This window comes from Brucella sp. TWI432, assembly GCF_039674445.1.
Classification (GTDB): domain Bacteria; phylum Pseudomonadota; class Alphaproteobacteria; order Rhizobiales; family Rhizobiaceae; genus Brucella; species Brucella chromiisoli.
In genome coordinates, this window is sequence record NZ_JBDJNL010000004.1 from 39,622 (window position 1) to 63,839 (window position 24,218).

Genomic DNA, 24,218 nt, shown 5'->3' on the forward strand with positions numbered 1-24,218 from the left:
CTCAATAGAAATTATAGGTTTCTGCGATCTCGTTGCCGAGCCGGTTATTCCGCGCGATAAATTCGGTCAGAAACTCATGCAATCCGATATCAAAAATTGCGCCAATTTCCTGATTTTGCAGCGTGGCGTATATTTCATCTCCTGTCTGATGACAAACAGCGCTATCGCCATAATCCTTCGCCAGATAATTCAGATGCCCATTGATGCTCTGGTAGCAATAATTAAGCGAGCGCGGCATACGGCCATTCAAGATCAGATAATCTGCAACATGCGCCGGGCGGTAATCGCCATCATAGACCCAGCGATACGACCTGTGCGCCGATACAGAACGTAAAATAGATTCCCACTGATAATTGTCGAGCGTTGTGCCGACATAGGAAACGGCTGGCAGCAGCACATAATATTTTACGTCGAGAATACGCGCTGTGTTGTCTGCCCGCTCTATAAATGTCCCAAGGCCTGCAAAATCAAAGATTTCATTACGCAGCATCGTGCCGTGAAATGCACCGCGAATAAGCGCTGTCTCGCGTTTGATCTGATCCAGAAGCGGCGGCAGATCTGCTTCCTTCAGCGGTCTGCACAGTGATTTTTTGAGCACCATCCAGGCTTCATTGACGCTTTCCCATGCTTCTCGTGTCAATGCGGTTCGCACCATACGCCCATTGGAACGCGCCGTTTCAATGCATGACATGACACTGGATGGATTATCCATGTCGCACAGCAGAAAGTCAGCCACGTTTGCGGCATTATAAGCATCATATTTTCGCGAAAATGTCTGGCTGGCGCCTGCCGATACAATGACGGACGACCATTCTTCGGGTGCATCCGATGTCTTTGTGAGCGCCATTCGCAATCCCGCATCCACCAACCGCGCCATATTTTCAGCACGCTCGATGTAGCGAAACATCCAGTAAAGACCATTTGCCGTACGGCCAAGAAGCATAAATATTCCCCTTCTCTGCGCACCAGTCTTGTTGCTGGCTTATAGCGCAATGCTAATCTGCTCTGTAATTCAATCGTCGAGCACCCAAGTATCCTTTGTGCCACCGCCCTGACTGGAATTGACCACAAGTGATCCTTCTTTGAGCGCCACACGCGTCAACCCACCGGGCGTAATACGAATACGGTCTGAAACCAGAACGAATGGCCTGAGATCGACATGCCGCGGCGCAAGACCGCTTTCCGTAAAGATCGGCGTGGTGGAAAGCGCTAAAGTTGGCTGGGCAATGTAATTACGCGGGCGCGCCTTCAACTTTATTGCAAACGCATCGCGCTCCGCTTTGGTTGCAGCGGGGCCAACGAGCATGCCGTAGCCACCTGAACCATGCACTTCCTTAACAACGAGCTCGGCCAGATTGTCGAGCACATAGCTAAGACTATCCGGCTCTGAACAGCGCCATGTCGGTACATTTTCGAGGATTGCCTTACGGCCTGTGTAGAACTCAACGATTTCAGGCATATAGGAATAGATCGCCTTATCATCAGCAATACCCGTGCCCGGGGCGTTGGCGATGGTGATGTTTCCGGCACGATAAACATCCATAATGCCTGCAACGCCGAGCGTTGAGTCCGGCCGAAATGTAAGCGGGTCAAGAAAATCATCATCCACCCGGCGATAAAGCACATCAATCGCGCGGTAGCCTTTGGTTGTGCGCATGGCAACGCGTCCGTCGACAACGCGCAGATCGCTGCCTTCCACCAGTTCTACGCCCATTTGATCCGCAAGAAATGCGTGCTCGAAATAGGCAGAATTATAAATTCCCGGTGTAAGCACAGCCACCGTTGGCACGCCCTTCGTTCCGGGCGGTGCGACACTGGCCAGTGATTGCCGCAGCAATTGCGGATAATTCTCAACCGGACGAACCTTCACATTCTGAAACAGCTCAGGAAAAAGCTGCATCATAGTCTCGCGATTTTCCAGCATGTAAGAGACGCCGGACGGGGTGCGGGCATTGTCTTCCAGCACGTAAAACTGATTTTCTGCCGTACGCACGATATCGACACCGATAATATGCGTGTAAACATTGCCCGGTGGGCGGAAACCAATCATCTCCGGCAAAAACGCCTCATTGTTGACAATCAGGTCCTTGGGAATGCGCCCTGCCCGGACGATTTCCTGACGATGGTAAATATCATCGAGAAATGCATTCAGCGCCATCACGCGCTGTTCAATGCCTTGCGAAAGCCTTCGCCATTCCTGCCCGGAAATAATACGTGGAATAATGTCGAACGGGATCAGGCGCTCCGCTGCGTCCTCATCACCGTAAACTGCAAAAGTGATGCCAGTCTTGCGAAAGACGCTTTCTGCGTCCTGCGTTTTTTGCAGAAGTTTATGCTGATCCTGTTGGTCGAGCCACTGCTTGAGAAATTCGTAGGGTTGGCGGACATTCCCGCCATGATTGAGCATCTCATCAAATGGCTTCACTTACTTCCCCTTCTTTTTTGCTAATAGTCAGCTTCAAATCAGGGAAATGCAAGTGTGCAAACCATACAAAAGTGCAAAGCTGGGTTGCGCAATTTCGTCGCGACAATCGCCCAGCCATCGTTTCTAATTACGCCAAATGGCCATTTCAGCATGGGCGAAACGCTTTGACAAAGGCAGGATCTGTATCGATACGGCCAGCACCAATAAGATCAAGACAATAAGGTACAGCCGGAAAAATAGCCTGCAAGGTCATTGCAATGGAGGCCGGCTTACCTGGCAAGTTGAGAATAAAGCTCTTGCCGCGACTGCCAGCAGTCTGCCGCGAAAGAATAGCGGTTGGGGTCTGCTCCAGACTTGCGCGACGCATCTGTTCGCCAAAGCCCGGCAATTCCTTATGCAATACCACCTGCATGGCTTCCGGCGTTTCATCGCGTGGGCTTGGACCGGTTCCACCTGTCGTCAAAATCAAATCGCATCCAACGGTGTCAGCAAGATCAATGAGTGTATCTCGTACGGATTCCATACCATCCGGGATGACGCGCCTGACGGTCTCATAGGGTGTGACAATCGCGCTCTTCAGCCACAATTCAATGGCCGGACCACTCAGATCTTCATATTCGCCGCAACTTGCACGGTCAGAAACAGTAACGACGCCGATTTTCACTGTCACATCCTTTTCATTGCGCTTTTTCTTCGCTTATACCGATATCTCGCCAGCTTGTGAAGATTTCGGCATCAAGCCATTGTGATGCAAAACTGGTATATTGAACGCCACACAAAATACTGTTGCTTTCCCAAGAAATTAGAGCTTCAATCACAATATTGATGGGGGGAGAACACCATGCCATTCAGAGGCGCTCAGTATCGAGGAACGTTCATGCCCGAGGACTTGCAAGTGATGCAAGCCGCTTACAACAAAAGCTGTGTCTTGCTGGAGCGTTGTCCGAAAACGCATATATCAAAAAATGATCTCGCACGTGAAGTCATCAAGACATTCGAAACAGGTGAATCCGATCCGGATAAAATTGCAAAAATCGCAGTGCAATTGGAATTAATGCGCCCTTAAGCGCAGTTACAGTATGTAAACGATCTATAGTTATGCTAATAAGCATTAGGATTTTCTAAAATCTAGCGTTAAAATGTAGTTCATTTTATGAAAATCGGTCAACCATGACCAAACAGCAATGAAGTAAGATGCCTTTTTCGAGAGATTATTTTTTCAAGCGTTTCAAGCCTCCTGAACTGGAACAGTTACAGGCGGCATATGTTGAAACGTGTCAACGCCTGGGGCGTTGTCCGATAACCTCTCCTCAGAAAGATGAAATGGCGCGCGAGATCATTCAGATTTACGAATGCGGTGTTTCAAATCCGCAGGTGATCGCTGATCTTATGATGCAGATCGAAAGTGTGAAGCCGAAGCCTTTCGCCGAACAGGTTCTCGTACAGAGTTTCGATGAACAGATAAAAATTGCCTGACGCAATCGAAAAAATGTGAGCTTCTGTATTCGGCCAAAGTGCTGACTTTAGCTTATTTTTAAATTTTCACCATAACCAATTGTTTTTATACGCATTATTTCAAAATGTGCGAGATAGCCTGCCATCATCTTTAAGACTTTTGTAAACTTTGGATTCAGCTTTATGCAGTAATCTTTAGTTAGCAATTAGCTTGAGGTGAGCGTTGCGGGTGTTGATTGATGGCATTTCTGCGATCGTGTCTGGCTGCAGAGTGCCTGAGTTTTGTGTACGGGTATCATGCGTTTTTCAGTTGTGTCAGCAATTGCCCTTGCCTGTACCGCGCTGGCGGGTTGCACGTCGAGTTCGGGCATCGAAAATCTGATGCCGCAACCTTCTGCCGAGCTGACCAGTTCTGTGATCAGGCCCTCGGCACCTGTAACCGAAACGGCGAGAGCGCCTCAGTCTATGCCTGCCGCACCGCAGGCAGAAGTTCTGGCTTGGGCCGGACCGGTACCCGATGCCGGTCCTTTCAAGGCCTCGCCTCCCGCCCCCGTAACTCCGCCAGTGCAAAAAAGCATTGCAACGCCGATTTCCGTTCCAAAGCCGGATGTTGCAGCCTACCCGCCAGTGCGTCTTGCGCCCGCACAACGCTTACGCGTTTACAGTCAGCGGTTTCGCGATGCAAAACCGATTAACTTCGGAAAAATCTCGCCACGCAAACATGCCGTGCATGGCGTGGATGTATCGCGTTGGCAGGGAGACATCGACTGGGCGACGCTGCGCAAGAACGGTGCAAACTTTGCCTATATCAAAGCGACAGATGGCGGTGATCACCTTGACCCGATGTTCAAAAAGAACTGGCGCGATGCAAAAGCTGCGGGATTGAAGCGCGGCGCATACCACTTCTTTTATTGGTGCCGCGTGGCAAGTCAGCAAGCTGACTGGTTTATTCGCAATGTGCCGGTTGATCCCGATGCATTGCCGCCAGTGATCGATGTGGAATGGAATGGCGACTCGTCATGCAAACGACGCCCATCGCCTGCGCAGGTGCGTGAAAAAATGCAGGTTTTCATGGATGCGCTCGAACGCCATTACGGCAAGCGTCCCGTGATCTATACCGCGCCTGATTTCTATGACGACAACCTCAAGGGCGCATTCACAGATTACCCATTCTGGCTACGCGCTGTCGCACAGCATCCCTCCAAGGTTTATCCGGGGCGTCGCTGGATTTTCTGGCAGTATTCGGGTTCAGGTCTGTCTCAGGGCGTCGATGGTAAGATTGACCTTAATGTCTTCCAAGGCAGTGAAGACCAGTGGCATCAATGGGTTCAACGTTTTGCCAGCTGATCCCTTTTCAGGGATCAGCTTTTTGCGCATCAGAATTTGCCGATATTTTCGAGATCATAAGGCGTTGACTGGTACATTTCATTGATCCAGTTGCCAAAAAGCAGATGTGCATGGCCGCGCCAGCAATTCTGCGGCTTCTTGCTGACATCGTCATTGGGAAAGTAATTGGCAGGCAGCGGTGTTTCCGGTTGAAGCTGAATGTCACGGAAATACTCATCGGCAAGCGATGTCGTGTCATATTCAACATGGTTGAACATGTGCAATGAACGATGCTTTGGATCTTCCAGCAGGCAAAGGCCGCTTTCCGGGCTATCGACGAGAACTTTTAGGCCGCTTTGTGGAGGAATGTCGTCCTTGCGCACTTCTGTCCAGCGGGAAACTGGAATCGCGAAGTCATCGGAAAACCCGCGAAGATAGGGTGAAGACGGCGCGAGATTCTGTTGGCTGAAGACACCGGATGCCTTGCTCTGCAGATCATATTTGCCCATACCATGAAAATGGTGGACGGCGGCTTGTGCTGCCCAGCAGATATTGAGCGTACGGTGGACATGAGTTTGCGTCCAATCGAAAACCCTCTGCATTTCATCCCAATAGGTCACATCTTCAAAGGGCATGCGCTCAACCGGCGCGCCTGTGATGACAAAGCCGTCAAAGCGCTGATTGCGGATATCTTCCCATGGCTGATAAAAAGAAAGCATATGATCCGCTGGAGTATGCCGCGCAACGTGATTGGTAATGCGAACAAGCGTCAGTTCCAGTTGCAGGGGCGTCGCCCCCAGCAGCCGTGCAATCTGTGTTTCCGTTGTGACCTTGTTCGGCATCAGATTGAGAAGGCCGATCTTCAGCGGCCTGATATCCTGACGCACAGCATCTGCCTCACGCATCACCATAACGCCCTCGGCTTCGAGAACACTGGTTGCAGGCAGATCATCAGGAATTTTTATAGGCATGCGTGTCAGTCCTTCGTTATGTCAAGGCAGACGCATGTGGCTTTGTCCGTATGTTTGCCGGTCGGCCACATCCTTCCTTTAAGGAAGTACCACCTTGCCCGGAAAGGCAGGTTGGCGTTGGGCGTCGCCCCAACTCTTGATGTGAGATAACTACTACTCAAAGAGTCGGGCGCTGGCAATAGGTCCGTTTGGAAGAGTTTTTATAAGGCGAGGCTGAAACTGAAAAAGTGGCCCTTTCCATGTTCAGACGCTTCTGTTGCAAGTGGAACAAGCGGGCCGTTCAGACGTTTCCCTATTAGATCGTTGATCTAACCCGTTTTGCTGGAAGCATAATCTTAGCGTCACTTGTTTGAGTGTCGTCGGATTATGCTCTTCCTCAAAGATGTGCTATTGTGGCAAAAAATGGGAGGGAAACATGAGCAATATTATATTCTGGATAGCCTTGGTTATTCTGCCGGTTCTGGCAGGAACGGCTTTTGCCTATTTCCGGCATATGCGCCACGGAGATGACTTTTAGGTCATCCTGGCGAGGTAAAGCTGTGCCAAAAGTGGGAGCCAGCCCTGTGCGATAATCAGTAGGCTCTGGTTGATCAACCTGATAGCGTTCGTTTGCCAAGCGCAATGATCGTTAGATGAGCGCGAGTTTTTTCGCGCCAACTCAGGTGAATAACTGCAATGAGCGAAACGGATACCCCCCATATCCTCGTCGTTGGTGCAGGCTTTGGTGGCCTGCAATTAATCCATGATCTAAAAGGTGCAAATGTTCGCATTACGCTTGTCGATCAGCGTAATCATCACCTCTTTCAGCCCCTTTTGTATCAGGTCGCGACAACAATCCTTGCGACATCCGAAATTGCATGGCCAATTCGCCATCTTTTTCGCGATCGCAAAGATGTAACCACCCTGCTCGCCACTGTTGTCGATGTGGACACGTCCAACAAACAGGTGAAGCTCGAAGACGGCTCTACACTTGATTACGACACGCTCGTGCTCGCAACCGGCGCACGGCACGCTTATTTCGGCAATGATCGCTGGGAAAAGCTTGCCCCCGGTCTTAAGGCGCTGGAAGACGCTACGACCATTCGTCGTCGTCTTCTTTTGGCGTTTGAACGCGCCGAACGCGAGACAGACTTCGCAAAACGACGGGCATTGCTCACATTTTCTGTGGTGGGAGGAGGACCAACCGGCGTTGAATTGGCGGGTATTATTGGTGAACTGGCCAAACATACGATGTGGCCGGAATTTCGTAATATCGACACAAGGGAGGCGCGCATCCTGCTGATTGAAGCGGGTCAACGCATTCTGTCTGCATTTCCGGAAGATCTTTCATCTTACGCTCAAAATGCCTTGAAAAAGATTGGTGTTGAGGTGCGTCTTGGGATGCCGGTAAAAGAAATCACTGAAGATGGCGTAACTGTTGGCGATGAATTTATTTCCTGTAAAACGGCCATATGGGCAGCGGGTGTTGCAGCTTCACCTGCCGCAGCCTGGCTTGGCGTTGAAAGCGACCGTGCAGGTCGCGCACGCGTTCTGGCCAATCTCACCGTTCCCGGCCATGAGGATGTGTTTGTGATCGGAGATACCGCCTGGGTCGAAGGGCAGGACGGAAAGCCGGTTCCCGGTATTGCACCGGCTGCCAAACAGCAGGGCGCTTATGTTGCTAAGGTCCTTCGCAGCCGCATATCAGGCCAAACCGCTCCGGCCCCCTTTCGCTATCGCCATCAGGGTAATCTTGCAACGATTGGCCGAGGTGCGGCCGTCGTCGACATGGGGCGGATCAAGCTGAAAGGCGCGCTGGCATGGTGGGTATGGGGCATTGCCCATATCTTTTTCCTGATTGGCACACGCAGCCGCGCGGCGGTTGCATGGAGCTGGCTGTGGACCTTTATATCGGGTCAACACAGTGCCCGCCTGATCACACAGGGCAAGGCTATCGAAGATAAAAAACAGAGCGCCCCCTGAAAAGGGTGAAACATTTTTGGACATATATGCGCGTTAAAACAAAGGATTAGAGTGACAATCTGATTCAATCAACTCAAAGCACCTTCAAAAAAACGGCCTGCTTTTCGCGGGCCGCTTTCATTTTATCTCTCTGAGAGAAAGCTTGTTATCTAGCCAGCCATGAAGCCTATTGCATCCTTGTGCCAGTAGCCTGCAACGAGTGTTTCTTCCCGGCTTTTTCCAAGCTTCTGGCGCCAATGTTGGCGAATGACTTTCGCCTGATCCGCCTCGCCCGCAAACCAGCCAAAGCTGTCAGGGCCTTTCGGCCACTCCGCTTCACACAGAGTTTTTGTGAGTGTTTCGGCAGCGCGTTTCTGATCGGCATCAATAATCCACTCGACCGAAAACCCTTCTGGGTGAACGAGTTGCTGCACATCCTTTTCGCTATCGACTGCAATCACAACACGGCCTGTCACATCCGCTGAAAACTCTTCGAGCATCCGCCCGATTGCTGGCAAACCGGTTGCATCGGCACCCATAAGATAGCGGCTTGCATGGCGCAGAGGGCGGCCAACCGGCCCCATCAAACCAACCTGATCACCGGGCTTAACGTTTTTTGCCCATGTGCAGGCAAGCCCTTCAACGTCGTGGAGATAGAAATCAATCTCCAGCCAACCGGCTTCAATGTCAAGGTTGCGGACTGTGTACGCACGCGATGCGGGCTTGCGCGCCTCGTCAGGCCAGAATGGCAATCCATTTGGCCCCATGATCGGCCAAACGGGCTGCGGAACCTCGTTGGTGGGTAAAAGCAGACGGATATGCATCGCTCCAAACAATGCAAAACGCTTGAGATCTTCTCCCATGAGACGAAGCCGCAACATATGTGGCGTGAACAGATTGGACGAAAGCACGCGCATCAGGCGAAACTGCGGAAGAGCCTGCTCTCCCGCCCTATCGCCCAGCCAAATAATCTTCGGGGCCTCCGCCTTTGTGTAGAGTTCGATGGCAACCGCTGCGATATCTTTTAATCGATGCAGACCTGTATCGTCATCTGCATGCAGCGCGACGCTGTAGCCGTGCAATTTACTATCAATCTCAATCCGCCCAAAGGAGAACTCGAATATGTGGTTGTCGCCACTGTTATCATATTGCGCCTGGTAGGAATTCAGACGATCGATAATGTTCGGCAAATAGATGCCGCCATTTTGCAATCGAATGCTTGCATGGCTCAATAATGCGCGGGAAACTTCAGGAGATGGCTGTGACACGGGCTTTCTCAGTCAATTTTAAATAAGGAAAACTTTGTGCAAGAAAGGATTGAAAGCATGTCTGCTTTCAATCCGGAACATTAGCCGCCAATGCGGCCGGTGATGGCGATCTTAAAGGTTCTGCCTTTAGCCTGATCAATATCTGAGCTGGTGGCCCAGCCCGTTTGCGCGTCCGTGTAAGCCTTGTTGAAAAGATTATCGACGCCGAAATCAAGCTTCACATGATCGTTCACCTGCCAATTGGCGAATACATTCACCAGATCAACACGCGGATAGACTTTCACGCCACCCGTCGTCAGAGCACGATTAACCTTGCCGACGCTTTCATATTCTACGCCGTAAACCAGCTTTTCTTCAAAAGCTTTCAGGCCCAGCGTTGCGCTGAAATTATTAAGCGGTGTATTGCTCAGACTATCCCCTTTGTAGATACCATCTTTCATCTCGGCGTCAGTATAAGACGCGGCAAGATTGACGTATCCCCACCAGTTGTCATAGGTGCCTTCAAATTCTACGCCGCGCAGACGCGCTGTGCCAACATTCTCTGATGTCGTTACTTTGCCGTTCTTTACGGTATTGATGTAGTCTTTCACATCGGTATGGAAGAAATTCAGCTTGGCACGCACCTGATCACCAGCATCCAGAATGCCGTCCTGCCGAAGGTTGACACCAGCTTCCAAGGAAGTGGCGACTTCTGGCTTCAGCAACAGATTTGGCTCATAGCCAGAGCCATGCGCGCCATTTTGGCGGAACATGTCCTGCATATGCGGCACCCGATAGCCCTGCGAATAAAGGCCGTAAAACTGCACACCATCCCAAGGTGTTATGCCGACGCTTAGACGCGGCGAGAGACGATTACCGTCAGCGCTGACGTCTTCCGACGGCAGCAGATTGGTTGCCTTCGTGGTGCCATCAAGCCGGTAGCCGTCATAACGCAGTGCACCGATCAGCTCCAGCCACTTCTGGTACTCACCCTGCCACTGAAGGACGCCGCCATAGGCCTGCTGATCGCCATTACCAAAGTTATCCGTATCGGATTTGCCGCGCATCTTATAATAATCAACACCATAGGTGATGGTGTGTATCATGGCGTCAGTTTCAAATCGCGAGCTGTTGTAAGCACGGAACCCGGCCGTCGACACATCATAATAACGCGTTTTGCCAATATTGGCTTTTGGCCAGATCTGGTACTGGTCGTTATCCGTATCGGTGTAATAAGCATTGACCGACAAGTTCCAGAACGGGTTGTCTTCCGGTTTGTAGGTATAATTGCCGGTGTAATTGCTCACAATTGTATCAGCGTCGTAGCGCGACAGAACTGCTGACGTCGATCCACTGCTGCCAGTCATGATATCGCTGTATTTCTGGCGTGAATAGCCAACCTTCAACTCATGCCCTTCGGCGGGACGGATTGTGACTTTACCCAAACCGCTCACGACACGCTCGCCCGTCCAGCGAACGACATCACCATCACCATTCTTATAAGCATCGCTGTCGCGATAATTCAGATTGCCAATCACGTCAAAATTTTCATGAAAGCGATAAGCACCGACAGTGCTGGTCATCCAGCCCTTGCCATTGCTTTCATAACGCAGTTTTTCACTCAGAGCCCATGTTTCATTGTCGCGAAGGAAATCACCGGCATCCTTCGTTTCAAAGGCAACCAGACCACCGATGCCACCGGAACCATATGCATTGGAAACAGGGCCACGAATGACTGTGACCTGCTTGAGCATTTCCGGTTCAATATAGAATGAACCGGAACCGTGGCCCACACGCCAATAGTCCTGACGAGCACCATCCAGCGTGACAGCAACACGTCCATATTCCTGAAGTCCACGAATATTAATAGAGGTTGCCGGATCGTCACCGTTTAGGGACGCGTGAACGCCGGGGGTCGCCCTGAAAAGACCTGCCGCAGTTGTTGCCTGAATACGATCAATATCGCGCTGCGTTATAATGCTGGTCGATCCGATTGCATCTATGACAGCCTGGTTCTGAATCGTGGGTGAAATGGTGATCGTGTCGAGTTGCAATGCTTGCTCTGAGCGCTTTGCTTGATCTTCTGCCTTTTCGGTGGTGACTGTTTGTGCAAGAGCGGATCCCGCTCCCAACAGCATCAAAGAAAAAGCACCACCAAGCGTTGTTGTCACGAGCAGATACCCCGTGCGTCCAGTTCTCAACAGCATTCCAAGCCCCATTCTGCATTAACGGCATAATTAAGATGACAAAAAGACTCATATTAATTGCTGGCTATATTAATCATGATATTAAGAGTCAACTTTAACAGCATGGAAATGACGAAATTTTTTATGGTTTTTTCCAGCAGCCGATCAGTCGAAAATAATCGATTTAAAACGAAGTATGATGTCAGATAAAATCAGCCATTTTTCGGATATTCATTTCATTCGTTAACGCAATTTAAGACATTGGAAATAAACCAAGCGCCTCATCATCACCGCAACTTGTATTCCGGCTGAGCGCTTGCTGTGATCGGGTGATAATCATCCATTCTTTTCAGTAATTACTGAAAATTCACTGTGACAATTGAGGGGTTGCTTTTTAAAAACGACTGGTTATTTTCTTCTCCACTTGGAGGAGGAAAGAGCCGCCCCAGCGCGTTTATCGCTGCGGGGCGGTTTCTTATTTCAGCTATTCAAAAATGCATATCTGCCTTGCAGCATAATGCCTTGTAAGTCGCCAGCATCAACCCTATTTTCAGGTTGTTCAGTTTCACTCCTCCTCCCAGAAACTGAACATGAAGCGCGGCACTCCTCCTCCCAGTCGCGCTTACCAGATCCGCCCGTTGCACACTCCTCCTCCCAGTGCAGCGGGCGTTCTTGTTTTCAGCGTTGGAAAATTAGCGCGGCTTCGAGCGGCTTTCGATCCGATTGAATCAGATCGGCGCTGTAAATATTTGTTTTGACGCGCATCTTGGTCCGAAAGCTGTTTCACACTTTTTGGATAGTGCTCTAATCGAGTTTTGAGCTTGGCGTGAGCTGCTTGTTCTGCTCCTGCGCGAGAAGCGACCATGCTGCAATAAACATTGCGGCAATCATCGGGCCAACAACGAACCCGTTAATTCCGACGAGAGAAATCCCGCCAATCGTTGAAATCAACACGACAAAGTCCGGCATGCGTGTGCCCTTGCCCACCAGCGGCGGACGCAGCAAATTATCGATCAGCCCGATCACCAGAACACCGACAAAGACCAGTATAAAGGTCTGGAACCACATTCCATTCACGGCAAACCAAATAGCAGCGGGCCCCCAGACGAGAGATGCGCCGACAACTGGCAGCAGCGAAAAAATTGTCATCAAAACGCCCCACAGCAATGCTGCTTCAATGCCGATCAACCAAAATGTGACACCGCCAATTGTGCCCTGAATAAGCGCAATGATGATATTCCCCTTAACTGTTGCACGAATAACAGCAGCAAATTTCTCGAGAAACTGATTTTTGTAATCTTCGCTCAGAGGGATCGCCTGGCGAATCTTTTCTCCAAGTTCCTCACCATCGCGAAACAAAAAGAAAAGCAGATAAATCATGATGCCGAAGCTGATAATGAACTGAAGCGTATTCTGCCCCAGGCTAACCAAACGACTTGCGAAAACCTGGCTGCCTTGCAGTATCCCGCCAGTAATGCGCGCGCGCCATTCCGCAAAAGTTCCCAGCTCAAAGCGTATCATCCACTCTTCCAAAGTGCCGGGCAAAGCTGCCAGAATACGTGTGAGATAGCTGTTGAGATCAAATTCACGCGTGGCCAGACGCTGGTAAAGGGTATTTCCCTCCTGAGCCAACAATCCAAAAATGAATAGCGCTGGCAGGATGACCAGACAAAGGCACATCAGCACCGAAAGGAAAGCCGCCAGATTTTTGCGCCCACGCAACGAACGAAGCAATCGTTGTTGCACCGGGTAGAAAATAAGCGCGAGAATAACGCCCCAGAGCACTGCCGAATAATAAGGTATCAGCAGCCAGGCAAAGGCGACCGTCACCAATGCCAATAGGATATAAAAACTCGCACGCTGGACAGACATGATCACTCATCGATTATTACTATATTCGAAAACTGCCCTGATTTTCCTTGAAATTCAATAGCTCAGGGCAATTCCCTCAATAAGTTTCGCGCGGCGACATGTCAGCAATTCATTTACGAACGCGGCTGCACCCTCCGATTGTCAACCAAAAAAATTAATATTGTTGACAATCCGATGTATCTGGCGTTCAATTCCGCTCGCTGCGCCCCACCAAACGAGGGAGCAGTGACCAAACAAGGGGAATAGATATGTTTAACAGACGCGCAGTTTTAAAAACTGCGGCGCTCGGCGCCGTTTCACTTTTTGCGCTTATCTCAGCAAATGCCTCCCAAGCGGCTGATAAAGAACTCAAGATCGGCTTTGTGGGTGTTACAAGTGGTCCAGCAGCGGCATGGGGAACATCCAACGTTCGATCCATGCAGGTTCGTGCTGACTGGCTCAACGAGCTGGGCGGCGTAAAGATCGGCGACGACAATTACAAAATTAAGATCGTAACCTTCGATGATCAAAAAGATCCGAAGCGCGCCATTGCTGGCATGGAGAAAATGGCGCAGGAAGGTGTCCATTATGTCGTCGGGCCAAATGTCGATGATGGCGCAGCCGCCGTGCGTCCGGTCGCCGAAGCCAAAGGGATCATCTATTTCCCTTATTCCTTCCCGAAAGAACTTTATACACCGCCGGCATCCAATGCCATTCTTGGCATGATTGCCAATTATCAGTCGGGTCCAGCTATCTATAAATACCTCAAGGAAAACAAGGGCGTTAAAACTGTCGCTTTTGTTGCCGCCAATGAATCCGACCCCTTGAGTCAGCGCGACAGCGGTATTGAAGCCGCCAAGGCACTCGGTCTGGACGTGGTTTCAACAAGCGATGCCTATCAGAACGATACGCGTGACTTCACGCCCGTGCTCACCCCGATCATTATGCAGAAACCAGACCTTCTGGTTCTTTCAGGTGTTGCTCCGGGGAATGCACCTCTCTTGATCCGCGCAGCACGCGAACTTGGTTATGAAGGCCTCATTTCCACGGAAACGGCGCAAGACGCGAAGGTTCTGGAGGAAGGTGCCGGAGAGCTCGCTAATGGCTTCATTTCTGTGGGCGGCGCGTCCACGCCGGAGATTGCATCGGATACCATGAAGGAATTCGTTGATCGTTATACAAAAGCTTATGGCGAGTATAATGATGAATCGAATACCAAGGTCTATGCACTTGAATACATTATCGAAACATTGAAGGCTAACCCTGCTGCAATCGATAACGTCGAAGAATTCAAGAAGACCGTCGACACATTCTCGGCACCCAACCCCTATGTAAAAGGCGACGATTCCAAGTTGAATTATGTTGGCACGACATCGTTCACACAGAAGCGCCAGCTGGGCATTCCGATGGTTGTCACCGAATATAAGGATGGCAAGTTCGAAACCTTATTCGTCGGACAGGTCGACTAAGCCTGAGACTGTGGGAAGCGGGTGCATGAAGCGCCCGCTTCTGCCTCCCAATTGTCATATATCGCCACGGAGACTTTGGCATGCGCCGCTCTCCGCAGGAGGGAGTTTGCCTTCATGGAACAAGTCATAGTCAACGGGCTGTATCTTGGATCACAATATGCGCTGATTGCGCTGGGTCTTACACTGATCTTTGCTCTGATGAACGTCCTCAATTTTGCACACGGCCAAATGTACGTGCTCGGAGGGTTTGTCACTTACACGATTTATGGCCAGCTAGGCCTGCCTTTCGTGGTGGCGCTGTTTGCATCTGCGCTCACTTTGATGATTGTCGGTGCACTTATTGAAAAATTTTTGTTCAGACCCGTTATCAAACGCAGTCTGCGCGACGAAAGTACGATGTTGCTTGCTGCTGCCGTCGCCTTTTTTCTGGATGCTGTCATACTGTTACTTTTTGGCGAAAAGCAGCGCGGTGTGCCGAAGATCATAAATGGCGTTTTCGTCTCAGATTGGCTGATCATACCTTATGATCGTATTCTGATCGGCGTATTGGCGGTGGTTTTCATCGCAGCCTTCGTTCTTTTCATGCAATTCACGAAACCCGGTCGCGCCATGCGCGCGCTCGCCCAAGACCGCGTAGCGGCGCAGTTGATGGGCGTGAATGTCGACCGATACTCCATGATCGGCTTCGCAATGGGGGCAATGCTGGCAGGCCTGGTTGGTGGTTTGTTGGTTGCCATTACCGGGGTCAATTCCGGCATAGGTGGCGCAATATCGATCAAAGCCTTCATGATGGTGATGATCGGTGGCGCGGGTGTCGTCAGTGGCGCGATTGCCGGCGGCTTTATTCTCGGCATGCTGGAATCTGTCGGCCTCACGGTGCTCAGACCTTACGGCGACATCACCTATCTCGTAATCTTTGCCGGCCTGATGGTCTTCCTCAGCCTGCGTCCGAACGGCCTTATGGGCAAACCTTGGGGTTGATGGGAGGAAACATGACAAAGACAACAAAACTTCTCGGCGTCGTTGCTTTCCTCGCGCTGGTTTTCATCGGTATACCACTGCTGATCAGCATAACAGGACGTAACGATCTTTATTACACCCTGACATCGGTTGCATTGCTCTCCATTGTCAGCGCGGGTGTTTGGCTCACCTTTTACATTGGCCGTATCAATATCGGCCAAGGGGCCTATGCCCTGATGGGCGGCTATGTGTCGGCCATTCTCATGGTCAAGTACGGTGTGTCTTTCTGGCTGACATTGCCGCTGGCGGGGCTTTTCTGCGCCTTTGCCAGTGTTTTGATCGGACTGCCGATCCTGCGCCTTCGCGGTGTTTATTTTGCGATGGTGACGCTGGTGCTCACAGAAGTTGCGCGCCTGCTTGCTATGGCACTGCCCATCACCAATGGTGCTAAAGGCATGGTCAACATACCGCCTCCCGGTGGAATTTCGATCTTCGGCCTCACAATCCTGCCGGACTTCGCCACATTGCAGAATCCGCGCGCCGCGTTCTACTTCGTGTCGGTCTTTCTTATGGTGCTCTGCTTTGCAGCGCTCTACAGGCTCATCCATTCGCGCATCGGCGGTTTGTGCCAATCCTTGCAACAAAATGAAGAGCTGGCCTCCTCCATTGGTGTCAACATCACCAATCTGCGGGTGCTTGCCTATGCGATTTCCTCCTTCCTTGGAGGACTGGGCGGCGCAATGTTTGTAGCCATCTCCCAGTCGATCTATCCATCGAGCTTCACGGTGACAGACTCGGTCAACTTCATGCTTAACTGCTTCCTTGGCGGTCTTGGCTATGTATTTGGACCGATTATCGGTACTTTTGTCCTCTATTTCGGCTGGGATTTTCTTTTCCAGACCGGCAAATTCCAACTCCTTATTTTCTCCAGCTTGCTGATCATCCTGATGCTGTTCCTGCCAAATGGCCTGCTCAGCCTGCGTCTGACAAATAAGAAAGGAACGCGGCCATGAGTGCGCTTCTTGAAGTCAAAGGCGTTACCAAGCGCTTCGGCGGGTTGGTCGCAGTCAATGATGTTTCGTTTTCGGTCAGAGAAAAAGAAATCCTTTCAGTGATCGGTCCCAATGGTGCAGGCAAATCCACGCTGTTCAAGCTGATTGCCTCCTTCCTTAATCCAACGACAGGCGAGGTTCTGTTTAAGGGTGCGCGCATATCCGGCCTTGCGCCGCATATCGTTGCCCGGAAAGGCGTGGTTCGAACCTTTCAGGAAACCACCATCTTCAAAGGCATGACGGTGCGTGAAAATGTCATCGTCGCGCATCACCTGCGCGCGAAGGCCAGCTTTCTCGGCTGTTATATTGGAACGAGTCTTGCGCGGGAAGACCAACAAACATTTGAACGCTCGGCAGACGAAATTCTGGATTTTCTCGGTTTGGGACTACAGCGTAACGAGGTTGCACAAAACCTTCCACATGGTCACTTGCGCGCGCTCGGTATTGCCATTGGTCTTGCCACACAGCCCAAAGTTCTGCTGCTGGATGAGCCCTTTGCAGGCATGAACCATGACGAGACCGTCAAGGCAGTGGAAATGGTGCGCGCAGTTCGCGAACGCGGCATCACAGTGCTTCTGGTCGAACATGACATGCCTGCGGTGATGAATATTTCGGACCGGATCGTCGTGATCAATTTCGGTCAGAAAATCGCAGAAGGCACACCGAAGGAGATCCAGGAGAACGAAAAAGTCATCGAAGCCTATCTCGGCGCAGAAGATGAAACGATTGGATACTGATCATGACAGAGCTTCTGAAAGTTACCGATGCCGAACTCTATTATGATCACGTCTACGCGTTGAAGGGCGTGTCTCTGAGCGTCAATCAGGGAGAAACTGTTGCTCTGATTGGTGCCAATGGTGCAGGCAAATCGTCCATTCTGCGGGCAATCACCGGGCTCAACAAATTGCGCAAGGGTGAAATTTACTTCGAGGGAAGCCGCCTTGATGGCACACGCTCGGATAGGATCGTCGAAATGGGCATTGCAATGGTACCCGAAGGACGACGGGTCTTCCCTTATATGAGCGTGCGCGACAATCTGTTGATGGGCGCCTTCACCCGCTCCGCAAAGGCAGACATCGCCAACACGCTTGAAATGGTTCTGGGGCGTTTTCCGCGTCTGAAAGAGCGCTATTCTCAGGCCGCTGGCACAATGAGCGGCGGCGAGCAGCAAATGCTGGTCATCGGGCGCGCATTGATGGCAAAACCCAAGCTGCTGTTGCTGGATGAACCCTCGCTCGGGGTCGCACCAAAGCTTGTGCAGGACATTGCACGTTCAATTGTCGCCATCAACCGCGATGAAAAGGTCAGTGTTCTTCTGGTCGAGCAGAATTCCCGCATGGCACTGCGTATTTCACAGCGCGCCTATGCGCTGGCAACGGGCAAGATCGTTCTTTCCGGGAACTCTGAAGAACTTGTTTCTGACGACCGTATCAAGAAGCTTTATCTGGGCGGCGAAATTTGATTTCAGGGCGCGCTAAAGCGCCCTGAAACAACTACAACGATAAAAAAACAATCGATGGTTTGAGGAAATGGACATACTTGTCATCAACCCGAATACAACCGCGTCTATGACGCGGAAAATCGGTGACGCTGCGCGAAGCGTGGCGGCAGCCAAAACGAATATCATTGCCATCAACCCCAAGGATGGACCACCCAGCATTGAAGGCTATTTCGATGAGGTTTTTGCCATCCCCGGCATGATTGGGGAAATGCGCAAACATCCGAAAGCCGATGCCTGTGTGATTGCCTGTTTTGACGACACGGGACTCGACGCGGCGCGCTGCGCAAGCACGATGCCTGTGATCGGTATCGGTGAAGCTGCTTTTCATGTGGCAAGCCTGATTGCAGGAAAATTCAGCGTTGTAACCACCCTGTCGCGCTCAGTTCCGGCCATTGAGCACAATCTGTCACGTTACGGTCTTGCAACACGTTGCGCCCGTGTCAGGGCCAGCGATGTGGCCGTGCTTGACCTTGAAATTCCCGGCTCAGATGCCCGACGCCGCATAGCGCAAGAGATCGCACATGCGATGCGCGATGATCACGCCGAAGCAATCGTTCTGGGCTGTGCAGGCATGGCAGATCTTGCCTCCTCCTTATCGGAAGAGCATGGAATTCCCGTCATAGATGGTGTGACTGCTGCGGTAAAGCTCTGCGAAAGTCTCGTCGCGCTTGGTCTTAGAACATCGAAAATTGGTGGCTATCAGACGCCAAGATCAAAAGAGTTTCAGGGTATATTTGAACCTTTTTCACCACGAAACTGAAGGCCAATCAAACGATCTTGCCAATTTCAAACGACACGATATTTTGTAAACCATAACGGCAATATCGTTGACAATGAAGAGTGCTGCTTCGATATGTATATGAGTTGCAACTCAAAGACATACAAAACGGCCCTGAACCTTGACCCGTTTGTATCTGGATGAAAATGAATTTTCTGGACACGCAAACAACTGACAACAACGAGATGAGTGGCAATAACGGGTCCACACGCTGGCATCCTGTCTATGAGGGGCTACGCGATGCGGTCGTGAGCCACCAATTGCTGCCCGGAACAAAATTGCCGGAAGACGAACTGGCGTCGATTTATTCGGTCAGTCGCGCCGTTGTGCGTTCTGCATTGCAGGCTCTTGCCCACGATCGTCTGGTACGGCTTGAACCGAACCGCGGCGCATTTGTAGCCGAGCCCTCGCAGGAAGAAGCGCGCGAAGTGTTTGAAGCGCGTATGCTGATTGAGCCGGAGGTTGCAGCACTTGCGGCAAAAGTGGCGACCGCAGACGATGTGAAAAAGCTGCGGGAGCATCTGGATAAAGAACATGAAGCCCTTCATGCAGGCCGCGACAGCGATGCCATTCGTTTGTCTGCGCGCTTTCATCTCGAACTCGCAAGCATTGCTGGTCATTCCATTCTGGCAGGGTTTGTCACAGACCTTCTGCCGCGCTCATCCCTGATTATTGCGCTTTACTGGCGGCGCCGCGAAACCACGTGCGAAAGCCACGCGCATAATGCTCTGGTCGATGCTATTGAACGCCGTAAAACAAGTGAAGCTTCGGAATTGATGAAAACGCACATTCTTGATTTGCTCGCTGGCCTCAATCTCAAACGTGCGGCGAAAGAGCAAAAGCGTCTTTCCGATATTTTGAAATAACGCGTTTCTGTAGCGCACTCACGAACGTCTTCTCAACACCGATCATCCGGTGCTTGAGGCCATCAGTGTCAAGCAAGGCGTGGCATTCGGCTGGGCTAGAACATTTCCAGCAAAGGTGAGAAACGGCTTTGCTGGATTTGATACGCCCCTCTTCAAGCCCTGAGTGCATTCCAAAGTGGTGATGCTATTTTGATCATAAAAAGCACAATCAGCGAGCCCAGCACAAAGCCAAAGATGCCATCGGCCAGGGCTGTGACCATCCAATCAACAGCACCAGAGAGATTTGCCGTCACCTCCCCTGCAATATCCGCTGCGGTCTCTGAAATCCATGCAAATGGCTGATGGACGCCAAGACCGTGCAAACCATGAATGAAAATGTTACCGCCAACCCACAGCATGGCTGCTGTTCCCACAATTGTCAGCACCACCAGCAGCTTGGGTACGGCTCGCACCATCCATCGCCCCAGTGCACGCGTTGCAGAAGACCGCCCCTTACGGGCCATTAACACGCCAAAATCATCCAGTTTCACAATTATGGCCACAACGCCATACACAAGAACCGTAATCATGATCCCGACCATAGCCAAAGTGGCTATCTCGATCCAAATTGAATTGGTTTCGATCATCGAAAGCGCGAGTGTCATGATCTCGGCGGAAAGGATCAAATCCGTCTTGATTGCACCTGCAACACGCTTTTCTTCAAGCGCGGTTGCATCTTTGCTTTGTTCGGATTCTTCTCCATCATGCTCTTCACTGGGAAAAAGCGTGTGCCAAACCTTTTCAGCGCCCTCAAAACACAGATAAGCCCCGCCAAGCATCAATAATGCGGTGATTGCTAGCGGCAAAAAATAATCGAGCAAAAGCAGAACCGGAATAAGCAGCCCCTTATTCCGAAGACTTCCAAGCGCGATTTTACCAATCATCGGCAATTCGCGTGCAGCCGCAATACCGACAACATATTTCGGCGTAACCGCCGTATCGTCGATCAGCACGCCAATTGTCTTTGTTCCCGCTTTTGCGGCATTGGCGGATATATCATCGACGGATGCCGCCGCGATTTTGGTAATTGCCGCCACGTCATCAAGAAGTGCCAGAAGGCCACTCATGCAGGTGTCTCCGCTTTCAGCGCAAATATGATTTCCGACACATTGCAGATGTGAAGGGCTTTCAGCAAGTGTTTGAAAAAGCCCGGCATGAATAAAACGCGCGTTAATTCCGACAAAACGCAAAATGGTGCAAACAGGGAACTGTCTGCACCATTGTAGGATTGCGAATAAGCGGTTTTGCGCGGGATAATGCGTGAAACAAACGATCAAGCATTTTCAGCGATTCAACCAAAACAGGAAATGCTTTAACGAGCGACCAAAATACCTGCAATAAGGCCGGTTGCAGCTGTAATCAGCAGATACTGATTGTCGACCTTCACCCAATGCTGACCACGGCCCGGCTTGCGAAGACCATAACGCTTGTAATCACGAATTTCCTGATGGCGACGCCAGTCGCCATAGCGTTCTCCCTGCCGCCAACGCTTGTGATCGCGGTCACGACGGTCATACCGGTCATGGCGTTTAAAATCTTTCCCATGGGAAGGGTGTTGCGGCTCAACATGACTATAGCCCGGCTTGCGCGGCTGATTGTAATTTTGCGCCTGAGCAAGAGGTGCACCAATAAACGACAGTGCGATGGCGGCGAGTACGGCTTTTTTAATCATGAAATACTCCTTTATTCTGACACCAGAATACAGGAGGTAAAGTGAACGCAATATGAATGAAATATCCGCAAAACATTAAATAAAATCAATGTTCTATCAAAATTCACCGAGCAAAATAAACATTCAGCCAGCTTATATAATCAAGTGAATAAATTTCATTATAATTACACGCAAACAGCGCCTGACATCGAATGAATATCAGGCGCTTTAGAAGTCGAAAAAGGCGGCTTTTATAACACAGTAAACGCTTTGCAACGATTTAACTGACAAGTAGCATTAAAGGAATGATCAGCAAAAATGCTACTGCGACGATGGCCTCTATTCGCGAATAAATAAGCATGGCTGCCTCCAATAATGATTAATCACTTATTAACAACGCAACCAGACGAATTTGGTTCACCGCCTTTTTAATTTTCTGGAATTCAGTGCTGTCTCAGAATGAAAAAGCCGGTCAAGTTAATGGGCTGCGATTAGGGCGCTGAAAGCCAAATAACGCCCATTGTAAGCATAATAGTCTTACAGCGGTTCAATCAAAACAGGAAATCCTCTAAAGGAAACGCCCCTCTAAACTTATTCACGCCATATAAGCGAAGGCACTAAAATTCAAACAAAGAGGAACGTTTAAAGAGCGGCAGTTATGGCCAACAAAGAACCAGAATATGCGGACTAATCAAATCTCGGAGCCGAATTTTAAATGCCGATAAAATACGTTATTACCACTGGAAAACGACCTAGGCCAATCACCTAATGAAAAGAGCTGGCTCCCCGGGCCGGATTCGAACCAGCGACCAACCGGTTAACAGCCGGTTGCTCTACCACTGAGCTACCGGGGAAGAGGTGCTCGTTGCGTCAGCGAGGTGGCGTATAGCAGGAGGATTTCTGATTTGCCAAGCCCTATTTTCGTTTTTTTCCAAATTTTTGCATTCTTCTCACGAAACCCTATATTCTCTGGTGCGTTTTACAAATAAATTAAACACCTCAAACCGTGCGAGACTGAAAAAGTGGACGAACAAGACGGCCTTAAACCACCAAAACGCACAATTGTGATTCTCGGAAAGCGAATCCCTATGCCGCAGTCCGTCGCAATGCGCAGAACGCTGGGAGGATCGCTGGTAGTCGGAGGTACGCTTGGTTTCCTGCCCATCCTCGGCTTCTGGATGCTTCCACTTGGGCTGATCGTTCTTTCAAACGATTCTCATCGCGTCAGGCGCTGGCGCCGTAAGAGTGAGGTTCACATCTGGCGTAAGTGGCTTAAGCGAGGCTCCACGCCAACGGCAGGCTGATACCTGCCGTTGAGGCTGTGCTATCGCTTCGTCTTTGTTTGAAGATATTCCTTGCTTCTACGCCGCCTAACCTCACCTGGTGTCAGATTGCGATATTTTTTTAGAGCAGTCGTAAAATGACTCTGGCTCGAAAAATTAAGCTTTATTGCAATTTCACTGATTGGCATGTCGGTTTCAATAAGCCACTTTTCTGCCTTGTCTAACCGCAGTCCCATCAAGTACTGATATGGCGTAAGGCCAAAGCTTTTGCGAAAACACATCGAAAAATGCCCGGCAGACATGTTGAGCAACGATGCCATTTGCGGCACACTGATCGAATTGCGGAAGTTTTCTTTCATGTAATCCTCTATCTGCCGACAGGCGTAACTTCGCAAACCGGACGGTGAAGCCTCCATGCTAAGCGAAGTCGCTGCATTAGACGCAATTTGATAGAGAAGTGCAGAATATAATGATTCAAGATAACTTTGCGCCGAAGGGGTTTCTACCCGCAATTGCTCCAAAATCAATTCACTGATCCGTAAACATTGCTTGCTGTAAAAAATGATCATACGGCCATGCGTATCGCTAACGCGCAAGGCTATATCTTGAGCATCTTGCCCGCAATTTTGATCTCGACCGATAAAGACTTTCAATAACTTGACCTGCCCGGGCCAGGTTATAATCGTTCTTTGATCCGCCGGAATGAGCAAAACCGTACCTGCCGAAAAGCTTGATGTATTTTCACCCCCTTCAGGAAATTTCCATCTAAGGTTGCGCACAGGTTCAAGCAAAATGAGCGCGACTATATCTTCCGGCGTGTAGATATCGATCCCTGTTGAGGAGCGGGTGTAGAGAAAGGCTCCCCTTGAAATTTCGTCCGCAGTAAAACTCTCCCCTCCTTTGTTGCCCGTGGATAAATTGCCCTTATATTCATGAATTTTAATATTATTTTTCATCTTTAACCGCATTAGTATCCCCGATGATCAAATCAAAATTAAAAATTGAAAATGGGATTCCAATTACTTTCTTATGCCGTTGAAGCTCTATCTCAAGCAGAGGGTTTACCGCCTCAAATGGCCTAAACGAAGCTTTCGCCCATAGAAGAAAAATTACACAGAAATCACGTTAATACAATTTATAAGTGAAAAATCGCAAAATCACCTATGGAAATTCGGTTACGGCATTATTGCAAATGATTTGCAAAAGCGCTTGAAAGT

The 24,218-nt window shown here is 50.3% G+C and carries 22 protein-coding genes, 1 tRNA gene and 1 riboswitch; of the genes, 12 read left to right on the forward strand and 11 right to left on the reverse strand.

The annotated features are described in order from the left end of the window. Window position 1: 1 nt before the first annotated feature. The 3 genes from ABE527_RS08910 to mog form a co-directional block, all read right to left on the reverse strand. Window positions 2-943 carry an alpha-E domain-containing protein gene (locus ABE527_RS08910; RefSeq protein WP_499696700.1) on the reverse strand — a complete coding sequence of 314 codons (942 nt, stop codon included), beginning with the start codon at window positions 941-943 and terminating at the stop codon, window positions 2-4. A gap of 69 nt (window positions 944-1,012) precedes the next feature. Beyond that, complete coding sequence (locus tag ABE527_RS08915) at window positions 1,013-2,425, reverse strand: circularly permuted type 2 ATP-grasp protein (protein ID WP_499696701.1); 1,413 nt, start codon at window positions 2,423-2,425, stop codon at window positions 1,013-1,015. A 145-nt stretch (window positions 2,426-2,570) separates the two neighbouring features. After that, the gene (mog, locus tag ABE527_RS08920) at window positions 2,571-3,089 is read right to left on the reverse strand and encodes a molybdopterin adenylyltransferase (protein WP_499696702.1); all 519 of its coding nucleotides are present in this window, start codon (window positions 3,087-3,089) and stop codon (window positions 2,571-2,573) included. A 177-nt stretch (window positions 3,090-3,266) separates the two neighbouring features. Between mog and ABE527_RS08925 the strand changes: the two genes are divergently transcribed. The 3 genes from ABE527_RS08925 (at window position 3,267) to ABE527_RS08935 (ending at window position 5,227) form a co-directional block, all read left to right on the forward strand. Next, complete coding sequence (locus tag ABE527_RS08925) at window positions 3,267-3,491, forward strand: hypothetical protein (protein WP_396996360.1); 225 nt, start codon at window positions 3,267-3,269, stop codon at window positions 3,489-3,491. Between the two features lie 128 nt (window positions 3,492-3,619). After that, entirely contained in the window at window positions 3,620-3,901 is a 282-nt protein-coding gene (locus ABE527_RS08930; RefSeq protein ID WP_265984226.1) for a hypothetical protein, read from the forward strand. A 276-nt stretch (window positions 3,902-4,177) separates the two neighbouring features. Further along, entirely contained in the window at window positions 4,178-5,227 is a 1,050-nt protein-coding gene (locus ABE527_RS08935) for a glycoside hydrolase family 25 protein (protein ID WP_499694267.1), read from the forward strand. A gap of 29 nt (window positions 5,228-5,256) precedes the next feature. Here ABE527_RS08935 and ABE527_RS08940 read toward each other — a convergent pair whose 3' ends face one another. Next, entirely contained in the window at window positions 5,257-6,177 is a 921-nt protein-coding gene (locus ABE527_RS08940; protein ID WP_265984224.1) for a homoserine O-succinyltransferase, read from the reverse strand. Between the two features lie 40 nt (window positions 6,178-6,217). Further along, window positions 6,218-6,325: riboswitch (SAM-I-IV-variant riboswitch) on the reverse strand. Between the two features lie 527 nt (window positions 6,326-6,852). On the opposite strand from ABE527_RS08940, the gene ABE527_RS08945 reads away from it, so the two are divergent. After that, entirely contained in the window at window positions 6,853-8,139 is a 1,287-nt protein-coding gene (locus tag ABE527_RS08945; protein WP_499696704.1) for an NAD(P)/FAD-dependent oxidoreductase, read from the forward strand. A gap of 149 nt (window positions 8,140-8,288) precedes the next feature. Here the strand turns inward: ABE527_RS08945 and ABE527_RS08950 are convergent, their stop codons facing one another. From ABE527_RS08950 to ABE527_RS08960, 3 genes are all read right to left on the reverse strand, one after another. Next, complete coding sequence (locus tag ABE527_RS08950) at window positions 8,289-9,386, reverse strand: siderophore-interacting protein (RefSeq protein ID WP_499696705.1); 1,098 nt, start codon at window positions 9,384-9,386, stop codon at window positions 8,289-8,291. 80 nt (window positions 9,387-9,466) lie between these two features. Further along, window positions 9,467-11,572 (reverse strand): TonB-dependent receptor domain-containing protein, encoded by a 2,106-nt coding sequence (locus ABE527_RS08955; protein WP_499696706.1) that lies wholly within the window; start codon window positions 11,570-11,572, stop codon window positions 9,467-9,469. Between the two features lie 783 nt (window positions 11,573-12,355). After that, window positions 12,356-13,423 carry an AI-2E family transporter gene (locus ABE527_RS08960; RefSeq protein WP_265984220.1) on the reverse strand — a complete coding sequence of 356 codons (1,068 nt, stop codon included), beginning with the start codon at window positions 13,421-13,423 and terminating at the stop codon, window positions 12,356-12,358. Between the two features lie 248 nt (window positions 13,424-13,671). Here ABE527_RS08960 and ABE527_RS08965 point away from each other — a divergent pair, with 248 nt between their 5' ends. The 7 genes from ABE527_RS08965 (at window position 13,672) to ABE527_RS08995 (ending at window position 20,028) form a co-directional block, all read left to right on the forward strand. Next, window positions 13,672-14,871 carry an ABC transporter substrate-binding protein gene (locus ABE527_RS08965; protein ID WP_499694271.1) on the forward strand — a complete coding sequence of 400 codons (1,200 nt, stop codon included), beginning with the start codon at window positions 13,672-13,674 and terminating at the stop codon, window positions 14,869-14,871. Window positions 14,872-14,985: 114 nt separating this feature from the next. Beyond that, window positions 14,986-15,852, forward strand: a complete 867-nt coding sequence (locus ABE527_RS08970) for a branched-chain amino acid ABC transporter permease (RefSeq protein ID WP_265984218.1) — start codon at window positions 14,986-14,988, stop codon at window positions 15,850-15,852. 11 nt (window positions 15,853-15,863) lie between these two features. After that, entirely contained in the window at window positions 15,864-16,844 is a 981-nt protein-coding gene (locus ABE527_RS08975; RefSeq protein ID WP_265984217.1) for a branched-chain amino acid ABC transporter permease, read from the forward strand. After that, window positions 16,841-17,620, forward strand: a complete 780-nt coding sequence (locus ABE527_RS08980) for an ABC transporter ATP-binding protein (RefSeq protein ID WP_499696707.1) — start codon at window positions 16,841-16,843, stop codon at window positions 17,618-17,620. The genes ABE527_RS08975 and ABE527_RS08980 overlap by 4 nt, the downstream gene beginning before the upstream one ends. Window positions 17,621-17,622: 2 nt before the next feature. Then, a complete protein-coding gene (locus ABE527_RS08985; protein WP_265984215.1) occupies window positions 17,623-18,345 on the forward strand; it encodes an ABC transporter ATP-binding protein in 723 nt (240 codons plus the stop codon). Window positions 18,346-18,412: 67 nt separating this feature from the next. Then, window positions 18,413-19,144 (forward strand): aspartate/glutamate racemase family protein, encoded by a 732-nt coding sequence (locus ABE527_RS08990; protein WP_499696708.1) that lies wholly within the window; start codon window positions 18,413-18,415, stop codon window positions 19,142-19,144. Window positions 19,145-19,347: 203 nt separating this feature from the next. After that, window positions 19,348-20,028, forward strand: coding sequence for a GntR family transcriptional regulator (locus ABE527_RS08995; RefSeq protein WP_265984480.1), 681 nt, complete (start codon window positions 19,348-19,350; stop codon window positions 20,026-20,028). A gap of 152 nt (window positions 20,029-20,180) precedes the next feature. On the opposite strand, the gene ABE527_RS09000 is transcribed toward ABE527_RS08995, so the two are convergent. The 3 genes from ABE527_RS09000 to ABE527_RS09010 form a co-directional block, all read right to left on the reverse strand. Then, window positions 20,181-21,134 carry a DUF808 domain-containing protein gene (locus ABE527_RS09000; protein WP_499696709.1) on the reverse strand — a complete coding sequence of 318 codons (954 nt, stop codon included), beginning with the start codon at window positions 21,132-21,134 and terminating at the stop codon, window positions 20,181-20,183. Window positions 21,135-21,379: 245 nt separating this feature from the next. Next, on the reverse strand, window positions 21,380-21,739 hold the full coding sequence (locus tag ABE527_RS09005; RefSeq protein WP_499696710.1) for an RcnB family protein: 360 nt from the start codon (window positions 21,737-21,739) through the stop codon (window positions 21,380-21,382). Between the two features lie 758 nt (window positions 21,740-22,497). Next, window positions 22,498-22,572 (reverse strand) — tRNA-Asn (locus ABE527_RS09010). 234 nt (window positions 22,573-22,806) lie between these two features. Here ABE527_RS09010 and ABE527_RS09015 point away from each other — a divergent pair. Beyond that, on the forward strand, window positions 22,807-23,022 hold the full coding sequence (locus ABE527_RS09015; protein ID WP_265984109.1) for a hypothetical protein: 216 nt from the start codon (window positions 22,807-22,809) through the stop codon (window positions 23,020-23,022). Window positions 23,023-23,042: 20 nt separating this feature from the next. Here the strand turns inward: ABE527_RS09015 and ABE527_RS09020 are convergent, their stop codons facing one another. Beyond that, window positions 23,043-23,957 (reverse strand): AraC family transcriptional regulator, encoded by a 915-nt coding sequence (locus ABE527_RS09020; protein ID WP_499696711.1) that lies wholly within the window; start codon window positions 23,955-23,957, stop codon window positions 23,043-23,045. Between the last annotated feature and the right edge of the window lie 261 nt (window positions 23,958-24,218).

Bases quoted from the DNA above. Each gene is read 5' to 3' on its own strand.
- ABE527_RS08910 (WP_499696700.1), bottom strand. From the start codon at position 943: ATGCTTCTTGGCCGTACGGCAAATGGTCTTTACTGGATGTTTCGCTAC.
- ABE527_RS08925 (WP_396996360.1), top strand. From the start codon at position 3,267: ATGCCATTCAGAGGCGCTCAGTATCGAGGAACGTTCATGCCCGAGGAC.
- ABE527_RS08930 (WP_265984226.1), top strand. From the start codon at position 3,620: ATGCCTTTTTCGAGAGATTATTTTTTCAAGCGTTTCAAGCCTCCTGAA.
- ABE527_RS08935 (WP_499694267.1), top strand. From the start codon at position 4,178: ATGCGTTTTTCAGTTGTGTCAGCAATTGCCCTTGCCTGTACCGCGCTG.
- ABE527_RS08940 (WP_265984224.1), bottom strand. From the start codon at position 6,177: ATGCCTATAAAAATTCCTGATGATCTGCCTGCAACCAGTGTTCTCGAA.
- ABE527_RS08945 (WP_499696704.1), top strand. From the start codon at position 6,853: ATGAGCGAAACGGATACCCCCCATATCCTCGTCGTTGGTGCAGGCTTT.
- ABE527_RS08955 (WP_499696706.1), bottom strand. From the start codon at position 11,572: ATGCTGTTGAGAACTGGACGCACGGGGTATCTGCTCGTGACAACAACG.
- ABE527_RS08960 (WP_265984220.1), bottom strand. From the start codon at position 13,423: ATGTCTGTCCAGCGTGCGAGTTTTTATATCCTATTGGCATTGGTGACG.
- ABE527_RS08965 (WP_499694271.1), top strand. From the start codon at position 13,672: ATGTTTAACAGACGCGCAGTTTTAAAAACTGCGGCGCTCGGCGCCGTT.
- ABE527_RS08970 (WP_265984218.1), top strand. From the start codon at position 14,986: ATGGAACAAGTCATAGTCAACGGGCTGTATCTTGGATCACAATATGCG.
- ABE527_RS08975 (WP_265984217.1), top strand. From the start codon at position 15,864: ATGACAAAGACAACAAAACTTCTCGGCGTCGTTGCTTTCCTCGCGCTG.
- ABE527_RS08980 (WP_499696707.1), top strand. From the start codon at position 16,841: ATGAGTGCGCTTCTTGAAGTCAAAGGCGTTACCAAGCGCTTCGGCGGG.
- ABE527_RS08985 (WP_265984215.1), top strand. From the start codon at position 17,623: ATGACAGAGCTTCTGAAAGTTACCGATGCCGAACTCTATTATGATCAC.
- ABE527_RS08990 (WP_499696708.1), top strand. From the start codon at position 18,413: ATGGACATACTTGTCATCAACCCGAATACAACCGCGTCTATGACGCGG.
- ABE527_RS08995 (WP_265984480.1), top strand. From the start codon at position 19,348: ATGAGTGGCAATAACGGGTCCACACGCTGGCATCCTGTCTATGAGGGG.
- ABE527_RS09000 (WP_499696709.1), bottom strand. From the start codon at position 21,134: ATGAGTGGCCTTCTGGCACTTCTTGATGACGTGGCGGCAATTACCAAA.
- ABE527_RS09005 (WP_499696710.1), bottom strand. From the start codon at position 21,739: ATGATTAAAAAAGCCGTACTCGCCGCCATCGCACTGTCGTTTATTGGT.
- ABE527_RS09015 (WP_265984109.1), top strand. From the start codon at position 22,807: ATGCCGCAGTCCGTCGCAATGCGCAGAACGCTGGGAGGATCGCTGGTA.
- ABE527_RS09020 (WP_499696711.1), bottom strand. From the start codon at position 23,957: ATGAAAAATAATATTAAAATTCATGAATATAAGGGCAATTTATCCACG.